This is a genomic window from Nitrospinaceae bacterium, from assembly GCA_018669005.1.
In the GTDB taxonomy this organism is placed as follows: Bacteria; UBA8248; UBA8248; order UBA8248; family UBA8248; genus UBA8248.
The window spans coordinates 53,647-71,283 of record JABJAL010000067.1; the positions used below are offsets into that span (position 1 = coordinate 53,647).

The following is a 17,637-nucleotide window of genomic DNA, read 5'->3' on the forward strand; positions in this document are numbered from 1 at the left end:
CGTATTTATCGGCAATCAGCCGATGGACCCCTATTCGACAAAATATAGAGACCTTGAGGCCTATGTCGTTTCATTGTCTCCGAAAGTCTACAAGCGGATGCTCACATGGGAGAAAAAGCGCAAAGCCTTCATGAAAACCGTGAAGACAACGGCTGGCGCAGGAAATCCATGCGGCGGCGGAAACCCCTGCGCTGCGAAAAACCCCTGCGGCGGCAATCCGTGTGCATCGAAAAACCCGTGTGCCGGAAAGAACCCGTGCAACCCATGTGCGGGCAAGAACCCCTGCGCTCGAAAATAGCAGGAGTGGCACAATACCCATGCCGGGAAGAATTAGGTAGAATCTTTCGGCGATAGCGCGTCCAATAACATGCTTAAAAAGGGCGCGGGAGAGAAAACATCTTCCGCGCCCTTTTTTCGCCCGGACTAACGATACGATAAAAGGGATTTTTCATGAGCGTTCACAATTGGCACAAAAAACTAACTATTGCGCTTGCGATGAGCCTCCTGGCCTCTTTCGTCTCCCCTGCCTTTGCGGCCAAAATGAAGGCGCCACCCAAGGCTGAAATGAATAAAGGCGACTACTGGCTCGGCCAGGATATTTACGAGGAAATCTGCTTCTCGTGCCACGGCATTAAGGGCAACGGCAAAGGCCCGAGCTTTAGAAGCTCCCGGCCCCGGCCTCAAGTTTTCACCAGCCCCTATATGAAGCGCATGACCGACGATTATATTTTTTCGATAGTGAAATTTGGCAAGATTAACGTTCTTCTAAATAAAACCAAAGGCTTCAAACTTAAAGGGACGACTCCAACGGCGATGCCCGCCTTCGGCGAGGTGCTTGAGGACGATCAGATTCGAAAGCTCCTCAAATGGGAGCGCGGCATTGCCGCCGGAAAAATGTTTAAGGACGCCGAATCTGAGGAAATATTTAAGGATGCGTGCTCCCAGTGCCATGGCCTCAAAGGTCAAGGCGACGGCGAGCGCCCCAGGGGCGATCAGCCTCTTGGAAAGCCCTTTGTGAGTGAAATTCAACCGCCACCGATGGATTACACCCGAAAAGAGCAAATGGACCGTTTTGACGACGAATTCCTTTTCTGGCTCATCAAGGTGGGACGCCTTGACGCGACAACGGAGAAAAAATTCGACTTCATGAAAGCCTACGGCCATGTCCTGAACGATAAAGAGATATGGGGTGTCGTACGCTACGTCAGAGAAACGTTCATCAACGGGAAACCGCGCAAGAAAAAATAAACCATGCGAACCTCAATTATCGGCGTGATTATCCTCACGGCTATTATATCTACGCTTTGCCAGGGCGAGGCTGATGCGGCACCTCGGCCCAACGTAGATATGATTTACATCGAGGCGGGACCTTTCATTCAAGGAAGCAACGACGGCCCGCTTCAAGAACTCCCCCGGCGAAAAGTTTATTTAGACGCCTTCTGGATAGATCGTGACGAAGTGTCCGTCGCCGATTGGAATCGCTTCCGGACCAAAACTGGCCACCGAGCCTCAAAATACCAAAATACCCCCACTCTCCATCGCGCAGAACTGCCCATCGTCGGCATCAGTTGGCACGACGCTACCGCCTATTGCCGCTGGGCCGGAGGACGACTTCCCACCGAAGCTGAGTGGGAAAAATCCGCTCGGGGCATCAACGGTCTCCGCTACCCTTGGGGAAACTTATTTGATCCGGCCCGCGTCACCCGTGGGCGAAACACCCCGCCCCCCATCGGTGGGCGACCTGGGAGCGAGAGTCCCTGGGGGGCTCGCGCAATGGCTGGTGGCGTTTGGGAGTGGACAAATGATTTTTGGGGAGAATTCTATTACCGAGAAGCGCCGAAACGTAATCCCAAGGGCCCGCCCTCTGGTTTTTTGCACACGATTAAGGGCGGCTCGTACAGAAATTCGCCCGAAATGCTTAGAAGCGCCACCCGCTTTCGTCTCGATGCCATCATTCGTTGGAAAATAGTCGGCTTTCGTTGCGCCCGAAGTATCGAACCATAATTAAGAATACCAAGTCCGTTTTGAGTTTTTTCGACCTCAACCATGTCCACATAATGTGGACATGACCTTTTACATGGTCTAATATAACTTAACCCCTGAGGAAATTAGGACTCCCCTCCTTCAGGGTCTACCCCCACCAGCCTTCGGGCTCGGTGGGGGTTTTGATTTTCCCTAGAAACACAACCTCCGAACGACAGTTTCCTTTGCACTTTTTTTTAAGGAGCCACTCAATGGATCAAAGAATCAGCATGGTAACACTCGGCGTTGATGATTTGGAGCGAGCGCGGCAGTTTTATACGGAAGGACTAGGCTGGAAATCCACTGGCAAGGAACACGAAAATGTCGTTTTCTTTCAAACAGGTGGCTCCGTGTTTGGACTCTACCCACGTGAGGCTCTCGCAGAGGATGCGAACACCACTGCGAACGAGGGTTCTGGCTTCAGCGGGGTTGCTCTCGCCCAGAACACCCGGAGCCAAGAGGAAGTAGGCGAGATACTAGAAGAAGCAGAGGCCGCGGGAGGAAAAATCCTCAAACCCGCAGGGGACACATTTTGGGGAGGCTACGCAGGCTACTTCTCCGACCCGGACGGCCATATTTGGGAGATCGCCTGGAATCCATTCTGGCAAATCGAAGAGGACGGAAGCATGAAATTGCCCGACGCTTAAGAGGACTAAGGCCCTATTGCACCATCCCCCTTGCAGCGACAGGCCAAATCGCCTCAAGAATACCCCCTTGCATACCACCCCGAATGCCGTAGTAGACATCGTGCAAGTTGATCGTGGTGTCACAGTGACTCGGCTGAAAAAGAAGGATATCGCCCAGGTCGGGGCGGGGGGATCCAGCCGGAACAGTGAGGTTTCCGTGCTCATCGCCCCCGGCCGAATAGGCAGCATTAATATCCAAACACAGAGGCCAGCCACTGTCCGAGGAAAGAGACTTATGCCCTCCGTCAACAACAACGCGATCACTCGCAGGTGTGCTCACTACAGTGGTTAAGACAAACAAGCTGGCCTCGAAATCATCATAGACGGCCCCTTCCGGCCCACCAACCGAGCAGTAATGTGCGTCCATGAAAAGATAGCTTCCCGACTGAAGCTCAGTGAGGACACCCGCCTCAAGATCCCAACGCCATGAACCGGTTCCCCCACCGCTTTTAATTTCAGTCGAGAGACCCGCGCTGTTAAATTCTTCAACGGTGTCCTGTATGCGACGAGTGGCCACCTCATACACCTTTCGCCGTGCCTCAAAACCATCCACGTGCTGGGCCTTTCCCTCGTAAGCCTGAATGCCCTTTACTTCAAGACCCGGGAGCGAGGCGACGAATTTCCCCACCTCGGCGGCAGGGACACCAGGCGGCACACCGCAGCGGCCCTGGCCCACATCCACGTCTACCAAAACGCTGATTGAAGATTTGGCCTCTCTGGCAGCCTCGGAGAGAAGCTCCGCCCCTCTCGGATCATCCACGACAACCATGACTCGAGCGTGTCTCGTCAGTGCCATCAGGCGCCGCAATTTGGGCAAAGAGACCACCTCGCTCGAAACAAGGATATCCTCGACACCACCGGCCACCATCACCTCTGCCTCACTCACCTTCTGGCAACAGACACCGACGGCGCCTAGAGCCATCTGCTTGCGGGCTAGAATCGGGCTTTTATGTGTCTTCGAGTGCGCCCGCAGCCGGAGGCCGCTGCCCGCGAGCCGCTCGGACATCTTGCCAAGATTTCGCTCCATCGCGTCGAGGTCGATGAGCAGGGCAGGAGTGTCGAGCTCCCGTACGGGCATTCCAATAATTCGATTCTCGGACATTGCTAAACTCCTATTTAGAAAAGGAGGGTTCATTTCGACCTTGTTTCATCAGACGATTTAAATCATCCCGAGGATATCACTGCAGGGCAAGGAATAGGAGCCGGACCTGCGAATTTCCACACGAACGCCTTGCCCCCCATTCCACCTTCGCGCATGATATGGGCATCTGATTTACTTTTTTTGTTTTTCAACCGGAGGCAGTTTTCATGCGCACGCTCGCCGATGATCTACTCGAAGGCTCGATAGACCTTCATGCCCATATCTACCCTCAGACCTCGCTCGGCGAATCAGGCCGTCTGCTTGACCATGAATGGGCTCGGGCTGCCCGCGACGTTGGAATGCGCGGCTTCGTAATGAAAAGCCACTACTGGCCGACGATAGGCCAAGCTCGAATTTTGAACGAAACAAATCCTGGTCTGACGGCACTGGGCTCAATCGTTATGAATGGCCACGTCGGCGGCTTTTGCCCCTTTACTGCAGAGAGCGCCATTAAGCTGGGCGTAAAAATAATCTGGATGCCCACATTCTCCGCCGCCAACGATATAAAAGTGGAATCATACTCGAAACGCGTAAAACAGAATTTTGTTCACACCCCACCCGGAAACGGACTGGAGGTATGGGACAGCAACAAGGAGATACTTCCCGAAGTGGTATCGATTCTCGAGCTTGCTCGCGACGCGGATGTTGCCATCGCCACTGGCCACATATCGGCTGCCGAAAGTGTCGCCCTTGCCCGAAAAGCTAGCGAGGTCGGCCTCAAAAAATTCATTTTCACCCACCCGATTATCAATATCGTAGAGGCGAGTGAGGCACAACTAAGAGAAGTTGCCGACCTGGGCTACATCATTGAGTTCACCTGGATCTCTGCTTTTCCGATGTGGCAGGGCCTTGACCCCAAAACGGTGGTGGCCACCGCTAAAACGATAGGCGCCAACCGTTGCATCATGAGCACCGACGCGCAGAACGACTTTAATCCGACGGCCCCCGAGATGCTTCGGATGTTCATCGCCACCATGCTCCAGCTTAGCGTGGACAAAGAAGACATCGAATGGATGGTCAAACGTAACCCTGCTCGTCTAGTCAATTTGGAGAGCTAGACGCCATCACTCAGGAGCATTTTTCAAGTAACTGTTTTTTATGATTTTATATAATCCAATGCGATTTAAAAAAATCTCTGAATCTCCGATTCTGCACTTGATTTGGCCGGAGGCGGTCTGATACATTCACCGTGGCTTTTGGGATTTGGACTTTTACCCGATCAAATTTCAAGCTCATTTATTTTTCCCTTCGGTCGGCTATCCGCCACTTTCAAACCGGCCTGGGGCCCGAGCGGTTCAATTGAAGGAGGTTTTGTCTTATGACGTTTGTCATCGGTGAAAAATGCCTCGGTGAGCGCTACGCGACCTGCGTAACCGTTTGCCCGGTAGATTGTATGCACCCCGGCGAATACGAGGGAAAAGAGTTTCTCGTAATCGACCCCGAAGAGTGCATCGACTGCGGCGTCTGCCAGCCGGAGTGTCCCATCGACGCTATTCTTGAGAGCGAAGATGATGATCCCGAATGGGCTCAGATCAACGCCGATCTCTCACCCGACTTCAAGAACAACGAGCCGGTTGAGCCGCGTCCCGCAAATGACCCGCCTCGCCGAGCTGAGAATAAACTCCGCTAGTTTCCACAAAGATTTGAATGACTGCGCGGCCCCTCCGGGGGCCGCGTTTTTTGTCATATTTCTAGTAATTCGCCAATGAATTTCAAGAAATTCCACAAGAATGAAAAATTGCGAAAATCCCTCCCACGGCTTATAATCACCCCGTTTCCTTAAATACAAGTTTGCCGGCTTTTAACGGCTCAGCCTAGCACGGAGGGATGTACCCATCGGCTCCAACGGATCGTCGTCAAAACTGACTATCAACAATCTTCAAAAAACCTTTATCGTCAATGAGGGTTTCGGCCACACACGCCAAGTTCATGCCATCGAGAACGTGAATCTTGAGGTCGGCGACGGCGAGTTTGTCTGCGTCATCGGCCCGAGCGGCTGCGGAAAATCAACTATGTTAATGATCGTGGCTGGCTTATACCCTAAGAGTGGTGGCGACATTCTCCTCGACAATAACCCCCTCTCTGAGCCCGGCCTAAACCGAGGGATAGTTTTTCAAGATTTCGCGCTCTTCCCCTGGTTGACGGTGCGAGAAAACATCCTCTACGGCGTGAAGCAAAAAAAGACTCCCACGGAGAAACACGACGAAATTATTAATCACTACATCGAAATGATGTCGCTCAAGGGTTTCGAGGACACGTTTCCGAACCGTCTTTCGGGTGGCATGCGCCAGCGAGTAGCCATCGCCCGGGCGCTCGCACTCGACCCCGAGCTCTTACTGATGGATGAGCCCTTCGGGGCGCTTGACGCCCAGACTAGGGCAAATCTCCAGCGCGTCCTCGTCGATGTCTGGGAGCAGACGAAAAAAACCGTCATGTTCATCACTCACGACGTGCGAGAAGCAACATTTTTGGCCGACCGAGTGATAGTTATGAGTGCGCGACCAGGACGTATCACCGAGGAGATCGTGGTCGATCTTCCAAGGCCACGCGATATCCTCGCACCCGAATTCGTCGAAACAGAACGCAAGCTTGCAAGCTTGATAGAAAGTCAAACGGAGACATCCAACACCTGAGCCAACTAGGCTCTACATATGAGGAGCGGAATAATGTTTAAACGAAACAGGAAATGGCTATTGTTCGGCATCATAGCGATAGTGGCCGCTGGCCTCGCGCTACCTTCCGGCGCGGACGCCGCGAGGAAAAAACGCAAGAAGACGATACCCCTTCGTGCCGAGCGTGACGTCGTCAAGACGGTAAAGTTCGCCTACTCGGAGAGCGCCACGGCGATCGTGCCCATCGTTGCCCTCCAAAAGGGATTTCTGAAAGCCGAGGGACTAAACGCCACAGGCAAGCCTCTCAAATCTGGTGCCATGGCACTTTCCTCGGTCTATGGCGGAAGCCTCGACTTTGGCACGACCTCGAACGGTCGCCTCGTCCAATGGGCATCTAAAGGCTGGAACATGAAGACGGTTGCCGTGAACAACACGGGGTTTCTCGCCGTCGTTCTCGTCAAGAATGGCGACACTACCTCGAAGACCATGGCCGACCTCAAGGGCAAGAAAATAGCGATCCAGAAGGGCTCGGGCACGCACATCGCTTGGTTAAGATATCTCGACAAAATTGGCCTGAGCGAAAAAATGTTTGAGATGCGCTACATGCGCACCTCGCGCATCGGTGCCGCCATGGGCACGGGCACGATTGATGCCGCCGTGCCATGGTATCCGTTCGCAAAATCAATCCTGAATCGAAAACTTGGTCGTCAGATCATCGACAAGAGTGAAATTGAAACCGTCGCCAAGGTGCCTTATCCGTTCATGCTCTATACGCGTTCGGGTTTCATCAAAAAGCACCCCGGCATTACCCAGAAAGTCGTGAACGCATGGGTGAAATCGAAGCGGTGGATCGAAAATAACAGAGAAGAAGCCGCTAAGCTTTTCCACAAGTTCAGCACGCGGCGCGGCAAGAAACTCAAAATGGAAGATGCGCGCTTTTTCATCAAAATCCTTGACTTCAAAACCGACGTTTGGAACGAGGAGATGATGGCCGATCTCAAGGCGAACCAGGTGCTCTTGAAGAAACTCGGCAAAATCAAGACCACGCCTAATCTTTACGACTACGTCGACAACAGCTTTGTCAAAAAAGCTGGAAGCATGTAGTCATCCTCTAAGCTTGTTCGGAATCCCTCTTCGGCTCCAGTACGGAGCCGGAGAGGGTGATTCCTGGAGATAATGAATTGAGCGGTGAATCCACCACCACAAGCTGGGCAGCCAAGCTAGAATTCTACAGCCGCGCCATAATAGAAAATCTTCTTCCAATTGCAATTCTGCTCGGCATATGGGAATTCGTGAGCTGGTATGAATTGGTACCCCCGCAGCTGTTCCCGCGGATACTCACGATATTCAATACCATGGTCGAGGAGATGACCGATGGGGTCCTTCTCACCCATATCGGCACCTCGATCATGCGCCTTTTCGTTTCGGTCTTTTTCGCTCTTATCGCCGGCACCCTTATCGGCATCATTATGGGCACTTCGAGAACTTTCGAGTGGATATTCGTGCCTGTCGTCAATTTTTTCAGTGTCATTCCAGGCATCGCCCTGTTTCCGGCAACAATTCTCTTCTGGGGCCTGACGGAGCAAGCCGTCATCATCACGATTTCGTTCGCCACCACGATTCCCATTATCCTCAACACATGGGTGGGCGTGAAAACCGTTAACGAAACACTTGTGAACGCGGCACGCTCGATGGAAACAAAAGGACTCTCGCTCCTGGTCCGTGTCCTGCTCCCTGGCTCACTACCTGTGGTCATATCGGGGTGGCGTATCGGCTTCGCCAGGGCCTGGCGCGTATTGCTGGCGGGCGAGCTTCTCGCCTCGCCCGAGATGGGACTGGGTGTTCGTATATTCGACGCACAGGAGACACTGAACAGCGCCGTCATTTACGGCGGAATCATCATCATAGGCTTCCTCGGATTCGCAATGGAGCGCCTCGTGCTTCGCTCGCTCGAAGTGGCTACCGTCCAGCGCTGGGGAATGATGAGAGAGCTATAGAGGGATAATTTCACACCGCGTGAAGTTAGGACAATCATGATCAAATCACTGCGCCTTCAACATATGGCGATCAAGGTCCGCGACCTTGATCGGTCTATCCGATTTTATGAAGAGGTTTTGGGATTTCAACTACGTTCGCGCCACGAACCGGGCTCACATCCAGACGCCCCCTTTGGCTCGGCATTCATGTACCTTGACGATTACCATCACCAGTTTGCCATTTTCTCGGTGCCTGAGGATTGGGTGTCAGCCGAGGGTGAGGACACATGCTTCAGGCATGATGTGGGTCTTCACCACCTCGCCTTCGAGCTGGGTGGACAAAAAGAATTTGACGATGCCGTAGCCTTTCTTCGCTCCCGAGAAGATATCGAAATTGTCTGGGGCCCGCTCCGGCTCGATGAAAGCAACGGCCTTTGGGGTGGCCACGAGGGAGTTTACTTCCTAGACCCGGACGGCAACCGCATCGAAATTTTCCACGACCCGGACCTATATCCCGGCAGCCGGCCCGGATGGCAAAACGGGTAAACCGAGGGATAAGCGCCTCGACCAAGGAGTTCGAATGTTCCGTCACGATCACCTCCACCACCTTTCTGCCGACCCTGGCGCAGCCGTCGAATGGTACAAACACGTTTTTGATGCAAAGGAGCTTGAGCGCCACGATATTCGAGGTGGCGAGGCAGTTCGCCTCGACATCGGAGGGGTGAACATCATGGTCCAGCAGAAACAGCCCGATGCCGAGTGGGCGCCAGCGCCCGCCTCTCCCTACCACGGACTGGATCATTTCTGCTTTCGCGTGGACGACATCGAGGCAGTTGGAAATTTACTAAAGGAGCGCGGCGCCAATATATATGACGGCCCACGCAGCCCGCGCCCCGGCTATGGCGTAATTCATTTATCCGGCCCCGACGGGGTCCATGTAGAACTCATCATGCGGCCCGAAGTTTAGCGGCCCGACTTATTCTCGTTTGAAAGGACAGACAGTCTCATGGCGAAAAAAAACACAGGCCCCCTAGTCGCACTCGCTGGTATGCGCTACCCCGATCTGCATCTTGAGGAGAAAATCCTCGCCCCTCTCGGCTGCCGCATGGTCTCGGATCTGTCCGATACAGAAGAGAAAACCATTGCCCTTGCCAAGGATGCCGACGCCGTTATCATTGGCTCAATTCCAAAGTTCACCGCGCGGGCAATCGAGTCACTTGAAAACTGTCGTATCCTCTCGCGTGCCGGCATCGGGGTGAATAACATTGATCTCGACACAGCAAAGAAAAAGGGCATTACCGTAACCAATGTCCCCGACTACTGCATCGATGAAGTTTCGGACCACGCCATGGCACTGATACTTTCCTTCGCCCGCAAGCTTCCCGAAGCCGCTGCAAACACAGCCAGCGGTGGCTGGGGCATCATCCCGCTTCGCCCCATCGAGCCCCTGAACCAATCAACCCTTGGTATTGTCGGCATCGGTCGCATCGGCAGCACCATCGGGAAAAAGGCACTCGCTTTTGGTATGAAAATTATTGCACACGACCCCTTTGCCCCGGACGCAGCATTTAAGCGAATAAAGGCCGAGAAGGTGAGCATGGCCAAGCTGATTAAAAACTCGGACTACATTACGCTTCATGCCCCGCTCATTCCGAAAACCAGGGAAATGATCGGAACCGAGGCGCTTAAGAAAATGAAAAAAGAGGCCGTCGTCATCAACGTTGCCCGCGGTGAACTTATTGACGAGGCGGCACTTAGAAAAGCTCTTCGCTCGGGGGAAATCAGAGGGGCAGGGCTCGATGTTCTTTGCGAGGAGCCCCCCTCGAAAAAGCATCCCCTTCTCGGCATACCTGGCTGCATCATCACCCCGCACAGCGCCTGGTATTCCTCCGCCGCCATGGAGGAGTTGCGCCGCAAATCGGCAGAGGAAGTGGTCCGGGTTCTGAGCGGGAAAAAACCCAAAAACAGAATCGCCTAGAAGCTGTGAATGGCTCGTTTTTAGCCGAAGGTTTGCCAGCACATATTTGGCGAGGTAATCTTTACCAATCTTGAAAATCGGTTAACTTTGAGTTTTCTTCTTAAACGCCGTTCTTTCTATTTGAAGGAGAATAATTATGAAACTTGCTATTTATGGTGATATCCATGCGCAACTCACCCCGCTAGAAGTTGTTGTGGCGGAAGTTGATAAGCATAACGTCGACTGGGAAATCGTTGTCGGCGACCATGTAATGGGCGGCCCCGAGCCCGGAGAGGTTATCGACCTGCTTCGAGCGCGTCCGAACTGCATTCCCATCCTGGGAAATTTCGACCGCTGGGTCATCGATAAAATTGACGAGCAGGACAATCCCTTCCCAGGCAGGAACAATAGCAGCCGTATGACCAGAGAGGCCCTCTCCGATGAGCAACTCGACTGGTTGAGGAGCCTACCTCACGAGATGACACTCACGCCCGAGCCTGGCCACGACGCCCACATATTCCACGCTGCGCCGGGCGATGATGAAGGCGCGCTTCCCCTACGCCTGACGGACGATGAAATCCTTGAACGCCTCAAGGGAGACAAAGCCGAGACCCTCATCTTCGGTCAGGTTCACGGCCCTTATGTCAGGCAAGTTGGAAACCAGACGCTTGTTTGCGGCGCCTCGGCGGCCGTGAACTGGGACGGCGATAACCGCCCCGCCTATGTCATTATGGATTACAAGGGCGGGGGCAAGTGGGATGTAGACATTCACCGCGTGGCCTACGATTTCGAGCCCCAGGCCAAAAAGAATGAGGACAGCCCACAACCAAACGGCGAGCGCCAGGCCGTTACCATCCGAACAGGCGAATACTGGAATCCGGCGCATATGCCCCATTAGTAGCCAGACTGAAAGGAACCATCATGGAGCAGCTCACCGAGAACGTGTTCTGGGAGAACACGTACCCGACGTATGGATTTGTAGCGACTGATGAGGGCGTCATCGCCATTGATGGGCCGATGAAGCCCTCCGTCGCCATCAAGTGGACTGAGGCAATTGAGGCCAAGGGGCCTCTCAAGTACCACGTCAACACCGAACATCACCAAGATCACATCGCCTCGAACTGGTATATGAAGGCCGAGACGATCATATCGAGCGAGGTGACTTTCGCGGATTTCTATAAATCCCTTGCAAACGCAGAAGACGCAAAGGAGCGGATGCTCAAGTACGAGCCCGAATGCACGCCCTTGCTCGATGGCTATGAACTGCGTCCCCCCGATATCACCTATCAGGAGCGAATGACCCTGCGCCTTGGCGGAAAGACCTTCCATCTCATATGCGCACCGGGACACACCCGGGGGCAGACTATGGTCCACTGTGTAGAAGATCGTGTCGTTTTTACGGCCGATAATCTGACACCGGCCTATAATGTTGCCTTCCACTCGGCTGATGTTTGGAGATGGTTCCAGTCGCTAGGCATGCTTGAGGCACTCGATGTCGATTGGTACGTCCCGGGACACGGGGACCCCTGCAAGAAAGACGAATTTCCGGCCCAGCGGGAAAAGTTGCACGACATTATTGGAAAGGTAAAAGCCCTTAAAGATGAGGGGCTGAGCCGAGAGGAAGCTCAGGGACGGGTACAAGACATTTACAAGACCGACCTGAACAGCCCCAAGCTCGGCGAGCGGCTGGTCATGCTCAGAACCGGGGGAATAGGTAACATATACGATTACCTAGAAGAGCATCCCTCAGGTGGGTTGAACAACCGAACGGACCCCCTTTGGCCAAATATTTAATTTTGACCCCTCTACCGGAGGTAAAGCGTGGAGAAGCAACCTGAGAAAAAAGTCACCTTCACCACGCGCCTCCCGGAGCACACAGCGAAGCTTATACGCGGTCTCTCTAAAAGCGAGCATGTTCTAACAGCAACGATCATCGCCGAACTTGTAGAGGAGGCGATTCAGGCCCGGGTGATAAAAACCCTCACTCCACCTGCTGAGCCCTCTCCCCCTGCGCCGCCCGTGCCGCCGGTGCCGCCGGTGCCGCTCAAGCCTCAGCGAGACATGAGCGACGCCTGCGCACTGGTATTAAAAGAAATCCGGCGGCGCGGCGGCAACAAAGAGCTAGAAAACAAACTAGAAGTTGCCATTCGCGATCTTCGGGAAAAGAAAATAAGAGAAGTGGGGACCGAAGAAACTTAAACCACTCTATACGGGCGCGAATTTCTTAGTGGCCATATTCAGGTAACAACCTATATTTCATAGACTAACTAATACACAACCAGAGCGCTCACCAGCGTCCCGCGTGGAGAATTTCTTGAATGGCCACCCGCTTCGGCAGATAGTTCATTTTTGTCTAGTAATAGCGCTTCTTATTCTTCCTGCCTGCGGCGGTGGGGAGAGGCCACTCATTATACTCGTGCCAGTAAATTCACAAACTCTCGATCCACATTTTGCCACCTCTACGGTCGAGTTGAGCATTTTGATGAACGTATTTGACTCTCTCATCACCCGCCGAGCTGACATGAGCCTCGCTCCCGGCCTCGCCGAGCGTTGGGAGGTCGATGACTCAAGGCGGATATGGACTTTTCATTTAAAAAAAGGAATCAAATTCACCAACGGGGAGCCCTTCGATTCCCGCTCGGTAAAATTTACTTTCAACCGTATGGAGAACTCGAAATTTCAGTCCGGCAACGCAATCTCAAGACGTATTTCGTTTGGCCGACTTGAAACCGTAAACGAGCATACGGTGCGCCTTCACACCAAACGCCCTGTTGCCACCCTACCGAACTGGCTCGTCAACGCCTTTATGCTCCCACCCCGCTACTACAGCGAAACGCCAGCGGGGGAAGTGAAATTCCAACCGGTAGGATCAGGCCCCTATAAAATTGTGGCAAACCAGAGCGCGAATGAAATACGCATGGAGGCGAATGAGACCTGGTGGAATGGAAAACCAAGAATTCCTTCCGTTCTCTGGCGCACAGTGCCCAAGGCTAAAGATCGCGTCTCCCAGCTACAAGAGGGCAAAGCAGACTTAATCACCACCATTTCACCACACGAGGGCTTATTAGTTTCTAGTATCAAGGGCAGTCAGATGAAATCCATTCCGGGAGGACGCCGTATATACATAGGCATCCGCCAGACATTCGGGCCCTTCAAAGACAAGCGTGTTCGCCAGGCGATGAACCATGCCTTAAATTTTGGCCAAATATCCCAAAGGCTCTTGAACGGCCACGGCTTTCGCCTTGCTTCAATCGTGAATAAACCCGGCGCCGACCCCTCGATTCGCCCCTATTCATACGACCCTAGAAAAGCAAAAGCCCTTCTGGCCGAGGCGGGTCTCAAAGACACTGATGGAGACGGGATTCTTGAGAAAAACGATATCCCCCTCTCGCTCAAAATCGATGTTCCGCTTGCGCGCTACCTCAAGGGCCGCGAGATGACGGCCCTCATAATCCGGCAACTCGGAGCCGTTGGCATTAAGGTTGAACTCAATCCGCTCAAATGGACCGCCTTTCTCGAAAGGCGGCGGAACAATGCCTTCTCGCCCCTTTACTTCCACGGCTTCAGCTCAGATTTTAACGAGGAGTTAGACCTTGGCGTCCTCAGGCCCAACCTTCAACGAAACCTGACCCATTGGATACATCCGCCCTTCATAGACGGTTATACCCGGCTCAGCCAAACGTTCGCTCCAAATAAGCGAAAGAAACTCAGTCATAAACTTCAGCGAATCGTCCGTGAGGAGGCGCCATGGATATTCCTCTGGAATCAGTATGATTTTTATGGCCTGGGCCCCAACGTCGAATGGACGCCCCGGCCCGACGAGCGGATTTATCTCCCCTCTATCGTCCTTGAGGAAACTAATTAGTCATTCATCATATTAAAACAGGGAATTATCCTTCCCTAGCAAAACAGTGATTCCCGCTTTCAAAAAGTTATTCATTTACAATTACCTCGAATCATTTCCCCTCGATTTGCCCGAATTTCCGGGCTGATATATCATTTCTTGACACAATGAAAATAAATTTTATCCATCGAGGGGACTATGCATGCCACTAGTGGATATTCAAACTCTTATCGACGAGCAGTCGATAATGAAGACGGTTATTGCGTGGGGTGCAGCGCGGGATAGCAGTGATTGGGAACGTCTCCGCGCCTGCTATCACGCCGATGGCGAAATGCACATCATGTGGACGTCGGACTCGGCCGATACTTTCGTCGAGCGGCTCAAGGCCCGTCCTCCCGCACCACCCGGCGAGCACCAGAAACATCTCGTCTCGTCCCCCGACATCCGTGTCTCGAAAAATAGGGCTGTAAGTGAATGCCACATTACTCTTTACTCAAGACTGATGATCGACGATATCGAATTTGATTTCACAGCCTGGATCAGATTTTATGATCTTTTCGAGAGGCGCGATGGCGTCTGGCGAATCAAAAAACGCACCGCGATTTACGAAAAAGACCGCATGGATCCGGTGAAATCCTCCGACCTGACTCCTGACTATTTTGAGAACATGAGCCTGTCGGAGTTTCCCGAGGCGTGCAAATTCATGTGCTACCGCCACTCAAAACGTGGTCTTACGCCCTCGCCAACACTGGCCACAGCGGGCAGCGAGATCGAGGCCACACTCAAAAAAGAAGGCATGGCTTGGCTCGAATCATCTTCATAAGAAAAGTTTTTACTTGCGCGGCCCTCGCCATTGCTCTAGGTAGTTGCGGGGGTGGAGAGCTTGGTCCCAATGCTGTTCGGGAAAAGGGACTTGAGTCCCGTCTTCCCTCACCCGACTTTATCCTCGACACTGCACCTCCTAACCTCAATCGCCCAGCACGGAAGATCAGCAGGCGCTACGAGGGCCTGATATTCGACACCCATGTGCATGTAATGAACCGCACTACAGGCGGCATCAACGCCATTTTGCCCTGGATGAACCGGATGAATGTCGAACGGCTAATCCTTCAACCCACCCCGAACGAAGGGCTTTTCAAGGATGGGGACGACAACGAGGCGGACCGCCGTAATTTTCTCAAGATCGCAGGCCGGCGCGGAGGGCGCTTCTGCGGAAGCCTCTATCTCACCAACTGGATGGACGAGGCCTATCACAGAGGCTACGAGAAGGCAGACCTAAATAGCCGCCTTGAAAGACTGAGAAAAGAGATCGACAGCGGCACCTGCCTCGGAATTGGGGAAATCGGCCCCTACCATTTCGACAAAAAAGCGAGGATGGGCATCATCCATTTTCCGCTCAACTTTGGGCCCATGGCAGAGGTGGCCGCCCTTGCCGAGAAAAAAGACATCTGGCTCGAGCTTCACACCGAACCTCGGACTCCGGACGGCCGCTCTTTTGAGCGAGAACTATTTGGCGGCATCGCCTATCTTTTCAGACGATATCCGAAACTAAAACTTATTCTTTCACACACGGGAATGACCACGACTAAAAATGCGCGCTCGTTGCTCAAAAAATATCCGAATTTGATGATGAACCTGAAAATGGTCCGTCCAGGTGGTTTTTTAAGCTGGGACCATCTCGGACCCATTTCAAACGCAAAGGACGAGCTTTTCGAGGACTGGGCACGGCTGATGGAGGAAATGCCCCGCCGCTTCATGATCGGGACCGACTCGCGCTTTGGAACCGAGCAATACACTGGAAAGCGCTACGGCAGGGGCATTCTCAAACTTCGCAACATACTCGGCACGCTTGCACCAGCAGCCTCTAATCTCATCGCCCACGGAAACGCCAAGCGGCTTTTCGGTGCCCCTGGCCCCTTTGAGCCGAATCCGGCTGGGGGGGAACTTAAAAAAAGGCAGCGCGGCAAGCGAAAATCGAGGCGGAGAAGGCGGCGGAACAAGTATTAAAAAATTGACAACAAGCAACGAGATATGAGGAGATAATATTCATGAGTAATGATCGCTTAGAGGCGGCAGCGGACCGATCGGAAATTCTCGAGGTGGCGATGACATCGCTTGTCTGCCGCGACTCTGGAGACATGGACAGCCTCGCGGCGTGCTTTCATCCGGATGCCTTGCTGACCTCCTCGTGGTTTTCGGGGAAGGCAAGCGACTTCGTCGAGGGCGCTCGCAAGGCACTCGCCACCCGCCATCCCGGCGATAGCCAAAAACACATCGCGGGCAACCCCCGCGTTTCGCTGAATAGCGATCGGGCGATTTGCGAGTACTACCTGACACTCTATCAACGGCGGACGATAGATGGCTATAAATTCGATTTTCAAACATGGAGTTCGTTTTGCGATCTTTTCGAGCAGCGCAATGGGGCGTGGCGGATTTCCAGGCGGTGGGTGATCTACGAGAAGGACCGAATGGACGCCTACAAGGTGGGCGAGGTGCCGGAGAGTTATTTCAAGGCGATGGATCTTTCACCCTTCCCCCCGGCACTTCGTTATCACTGCTGGCGCAACACCAATGCTGATCACCCGCCCACCAAGGACCTTCTCATAGAGGGATCGTCCAAGACACAAGCCGTTCGGGAGAGCACGAAAAAATGGCTTGAAGGAGGAACGTTATGAGCAACCAGCGCCTAGAGGCGGCAGCGGACCGCTCGGAAATCCTTGAGGTGGCAATGCGCTCGTTGGTCCACCGTGACCGGGGCGATTGGGATGCGCTGATAGATGCCTTTCATCCCGATGCGCAAATCGTCACCTCGTGGTTCGAGGGCAATGCCCACGAATTTATCGAGGGCTCAAGCCGCATGATGGGCAGCCACGACCCGGACGACAGCCAAAAGCATTTCTCGGGCAACCCGCGTGTCTCACTGAACGGCGACCGGGCGGTTTGCGAGTACTACCTGACGCTCCACCAGAGACGGCGGATAGACGGCTATCTGTTCGACTTTCAAACCTGGTCGAGCGTGCTGGATATGTTCGAGCAGCGAGAGGGCGCCTGGCGGGTGCTCGGTCGCTGGATGATTTACGAAAAAGACCGCATGGACCCCCACAAGCCGGGCGAGGTGCCCGAGAGCTTTTTCAAGGAGATGGACCTATCCCCCTTCCCCGAGGCGCTTGGGTATCACTGCTGGCGCAACGCACGGGGAAGCGGCCGCCAGCCTTCGGATGGAATCGTTATCGAGGGCTCAGACAGGGCCAAAGCTACCCGCGAGGCAGCAAGAGGGTGGCTTGAGGGCGGGCCGCTGCCCTGGGCAGGGTAAAAAAACGCCCTCTCCTAATTACTCCCGCGCTACTTTTCGATCGGAAAACCGACGATACTCCCCCACTCGGTCCACGAGCCGTCATA

General features: G+C 53.6%; 20 protein-coding genes and 1 pseudogene. 20 read left to right on the forward strand and 1 reads right to left on the reverse strand.

The genetic code is table 11. The annotated features are described in order from the left end of the window. Nucleotides 1-163 precede the first annotated feature (163 nt). From HOJ95_09240 to HOJ95_09255, 4 genes and pseudogenes are all read left to right on the forward strand, one after another. Nucleotides 164-298, forward strand: a pseudogene (locus tag HOJ95_09240) (thioredoxin family protein). A 152-nt stretch (nt 299-450) separates the two neighbouring features. Further along, nucleotides 451-1,248, forward strand: a complete 798-nt coding sequence (locus HOJ95_09245; GenBank protein ID MBT6394877.1) for a c-type cytochrome — start codon at nt 451-453, stop codon at nt 1,246-1,248. A 3-nt stretch (nt 1,249-1,251) separates the two neighbouring features. Next, nucleotides 1,252-2,004 (forward strand): SUMF1/EgtB/PvdO family nonheme iron enzyme, encoded by a 753-nt coding sequence (locus HOJ95_09250; protein MBT6394878.1) that lies wholly within the window; start codon nt 1,252-1,254, stop codon nt 2,002-2,004. A gap of 230 nt (nt 2,005-2,234) precedes the next feature. After that, on the forward strand, nt 2,235-2,669 hold the full coding sequence (locus HOJ95_09255; protein ID MBT6394879.1) for a VOC family protein: 435 nt from the start codon (nt 2,235-2,237) through the stop codon (nt 2,667-2,669). A 13-nt stretch (nt 2,670-2,682) separates the two neighbouring features. Here HOJ95_09255 and HOJ95_09260 read toward each other — a convergent pair whose 3' ends face one another. Next, nucleotides 2,683-3,810, reverse strand: a complete 1,128-nt coding sequence (locus tag HOJ95_09260) for a DSD1 family PLP-dependent enzyme (protein ID MBT6394880.1) — start codon at nt 3,808-3,810, stop codon at nt 2,683-2,685. A 206-nt stretch (nt 3,811-4,016) separates the two neighbouring features. Between HOJ95_09260 and HOJ95_09265 the strand changes: the two genes are divergently transcribed. The 16 genes from HOJ95_09265 to HOJ95_09340 all read left to right on the forward strand — a co-directional run bounded on the left by HOJ95_09265 (nt 4,017) and on the right by HOJ95_09340 (nt 17,551). Next, the gene (locus tag HOJ95_09265; GenBank protein MBT6394881.1) at nt 4,017-4,907 is read left to right on the forward strand and encodes a hypothetical protein; all 891 of its coding nucleotides are present in this window, start codon (nt 4,017-4,019) and stop codon (nt 4,905-4,907) included. Between the two features lie 260 nt (nt 4,908-5,167). Next, nucleotides 5,168-5,479 carry a ferredoxin family protein gene (locus HOJ95_09270; GenBank protein MBT6394882.1) on the forward strand — a complete coding sequence of 104 codons (312 nt, stop codon included), beginning with the start codon at nt 5,168-5,170 and terminating at the stop codon, nt 5,477-5,479. A 205-nt stretch (nt 5,480-5,684) separates the two neighbouring features. Next, on the forward strand, nt 5,685-6,482 hold the full coding sequence (locus tag HOJ95_09275) for an ABC transporter ATP-binding protein (GenBank protein MBT6394883.1): 798 nt from the start codon (nt 5,685-5,687) through the stop codon (nt 6,480-6,482). A 33-nt stretch (nt 6,483-6,515) separates the two neighbouring features. Next, nucleotides 6,516-7,565 carry an ABC transporter substrate-binding protein gene (locus HOJ95_09280; protein ID MBT6394884.1) on the forward strand — a complete coding sequence of 350 codons (1,050 nt, stop codon included), beginning with the start codon at nt 6,516-6,518 and terminating at the stop codon, nt 7,563-7,565. Between the two features lie 77 nt (nt 7,566-7,642). Then, complete coding sequence (locus HOJ95_09285) at nt 7,643-8,458, forward strand: ABC transporter permease (protein ID MBT6394885.1); 816 nt, start codon at nt 7,643-7,645, stop codon at nt 8,456-8,458. 36 nt (nt 8,459-8,494) lie between these two features. Continuing rightward, nucleotides 8,495-8,983, forward strand: coding sequence for a VOC family protein (locus HOJ95_09290; protein MBT6394886.1), 489 nt, complete (start codon nt 8,495-8,497; stop codon nt 8,981-8,983). 34 nt (nt 8,984-9,017) lie between these two features. Then, a complete protein-coding gene (locus tag HOJ95_09295; GenBank protein ID MBT6394887.1) occupies nt 9,018-9,404 on the forward strand; it encodes a VOC family protein in 387 nt (128 codons plus the stop codon). Nucleotides 9,405-9,443: 39 nt separating this feature from the next. Continuing rightward, nucleotides 9,444-10,415: a C-terminal binding protein gene (locus HOJ95_09300; GenBank protein ID MBT6394888.1), complete on the forward strand. Its 972-nt coding sequence runs from the start codon at nt 9,444-9,446 to the stop codon at nt 10,413-10,415. A gap of 136 nt (nt 10,416-10,551) precedes the next feature. Next, nucleotides 10,552-11,292, forward strand: coding sequence for a hypothetical protein (locus tag HOJ95_09305; GenBank protein ID MBT6394889.1), 741 nt, complete (start codon nt 10,552-10,554; stop codon nt 11,290-11,292). 23 nt (nt 11,293-11,315) lie between these two features. Then, nucleotides 11,316-12,188, forward strand: coding sequence for an MBL fold metallo-hydrolase (locus tag HOJ95_09310; protein MBT6394890.1), 873 nt, complete (start codon nt 11,316-11,318; stop codon nt 12,186-12,188). Nucleotides 12,189-12,215: 27 nt separating this feature from the next. Next, entirely contained in the window at nt 12,216-12,593 is a 378-nt protein-coding gene (locus HOJ95_09315; GenBank protein MBT6394891.1) for a hypothetical protein, read from the forward strand. A gap of 115 nt (nt 12,594-12,708) precedes the next feature. Then, nucleotides 12,709-14,259 (forward strand): ABC transporter substrate-binding protein, encoded by a 1,551-nt coding sequence (locus HOJ95_09320; protein ID MBT6394892.1) that lies wholly within the window; start codon nt 12,709-12,711, stop codon nt 14,257-14,259. 181 nt (nt 14,260-14,440) lie between these two features. After that, complete coding sequence (locus HOJ95_09325) at nt 14,441-15,061, forward strand: nuclear transport factor 2 family protein (protein ID MBT6394893.1); 621 nt, start codon at nt 14,441-14,443, stop codon at nt 15,059-15,061. Further along, on the forward strand, nt 15,040-16,245 hold the full coding sequence (locus HOJ95_09330; protein MBT6394894.1) for an amidohydrolase family protein: 1,206 nt from the start codon (nt 15,040-15,042) through the stop codon (nt 16,243-16,245). The genes HOJ95_09325 and HOJ95_09330 overlap by 22 nt, the downstream gene beginning before the upstream one ends. 41 nt (nt 16,246-16,286) lie before the next feature. Beyond that, nucleotides 16,287-16,913, forward strand: a complete 627-nt coding sequence (locus HOJ95_09335) for a nuclear transport factor 2 family protein (GenBank protein ID MBT6394895.1) — start codon at nt 16,287-16,289, stop codon at nt 16,911-16,913. Then, nucleotides 16,910-17,551 carry a nuclear transport factor 2 family protein gene (locus HOJ95_09340; GenBank protein ID MBT6394896.1) on the forward strand — a complete coding sequence of 214 codons (642 nt, stop codon included), beginning with the start codon at nt 16,910-16,912 and terminating at the stop codon, nt 17,549-17,551. The genes HOJ95_09335 and HOJ95_09340 overlap by 4 nt, the downstream gene beginning before the upstream one ends. Nucleotides 17,552-17,637: the final 86 nt, after the last annotated feature.

Excerpts from the sequence above, each read along its gene's own strand:
- HOJ95_09270 (MBT6394882.1), top strand. The coding sequence starts at position 5,168 with ATGACGTTTGTCATCGGTGAAAAATGCCTCGGTGAGCGCTACGCGACC.
- HOJ95_09325 (MBT6394893.1), top strand. The coding sequence starts at position 14,441 with ATGCCACTAGTGGATATTCAAACTCTTATCGACGAGCAGTCGATAATG.
- HOJ95_09245 (MBT6394877.1), top strand. The coding sequence starts at position 451 with ATGAGCGTTCACAATTGGCACAAAAAACTAACTATTGCGCTTGCGATG.
- HOJ95_09340 (MBT6394896.1), top strand. The coding sequence starts at position 16,910 with ATGAGCAACCAGCGCCTAGAGGCGGCAGCGGACCGCTCGGAAATCCTT.
- HOJ95_09300 (MBT6394888.1), top strand. The coding sequence starts at position 9,444 with ATGGCGAAAAAAAACACAGGCCCCCTAGTCGCACTCGCTGGTATGCGC.
- HOJ95_09260 (MBT6394880.1), bottom strand. The coding sequence starts at position 3,810 with ATGTCCGAGAATCGAATTATTGGAATGCCCGTACGGGAGCTCGACACT.
- HOJ95_09295 (MBT6394887.1), top strand. The coding sequence starts at position 9,018 with ATGTTCCGTCACGATCACCTCCACCACCTTTCTGCCGACCCTGGCGCA.
- HOJ95_09290 (MBT6394886.1), top strand. The coding sequence starts at position 8,495 with ATGATCAAATCACTGCGCCTTCAACATATGGCGATCAAGGTCCGCGAC.
- HOJ95_09265 (MBT6394881.1), top strand. The coding sequence starts at position 4,017 with ATGCGCACGCTCGCCGATGATCTACTCGAAGGCTCGATAGACCTTCAT.
- HOJ95_09280 (MBT6394884.1), top strand. The coding sequence starts at position 6,516 with ATGTTTAAACGAAACAGGAAATGGCTATTGTTCGGCATCATAGCGATA.
- HOJ95_09255 (MBT6394879.1), top strand. The coding sequence starts at position 2,235 with ATGGATCAAAGAATCAGCATGGTAACACTCGGCGTTGATGATTTGGAG.
- HOJ95_09305 (MBT6394889.1), top strand. The coding sequence starts at position 10,552 with ATGAAACTTGCTATTTATGGTGATATCCATGCGCAACTCACCCCGCTA.
- HOJ95_09335 (MBT6394895.1), top strand. The coding sequence starts at position 16,287 with ATGAGTAATGATCGCTTAGAGGCGGCAGCGGACCGATCGGAAATTCTC.
- HOJ95_09250 (MBT6394878.1), top strand. The coding sequence starts at position 1,252 with ATGCGAACCTCAATTATCGGCGTGATTATCCTCACGGCTATTATATCT.
- HOJ95_09310 (MBT6394890.1), top strand. The coding sequence starts at position 11,316 with ATGGAGCAGCTCACCGAGAACGTGTTCTGGGAGAACACGTACCCGACG.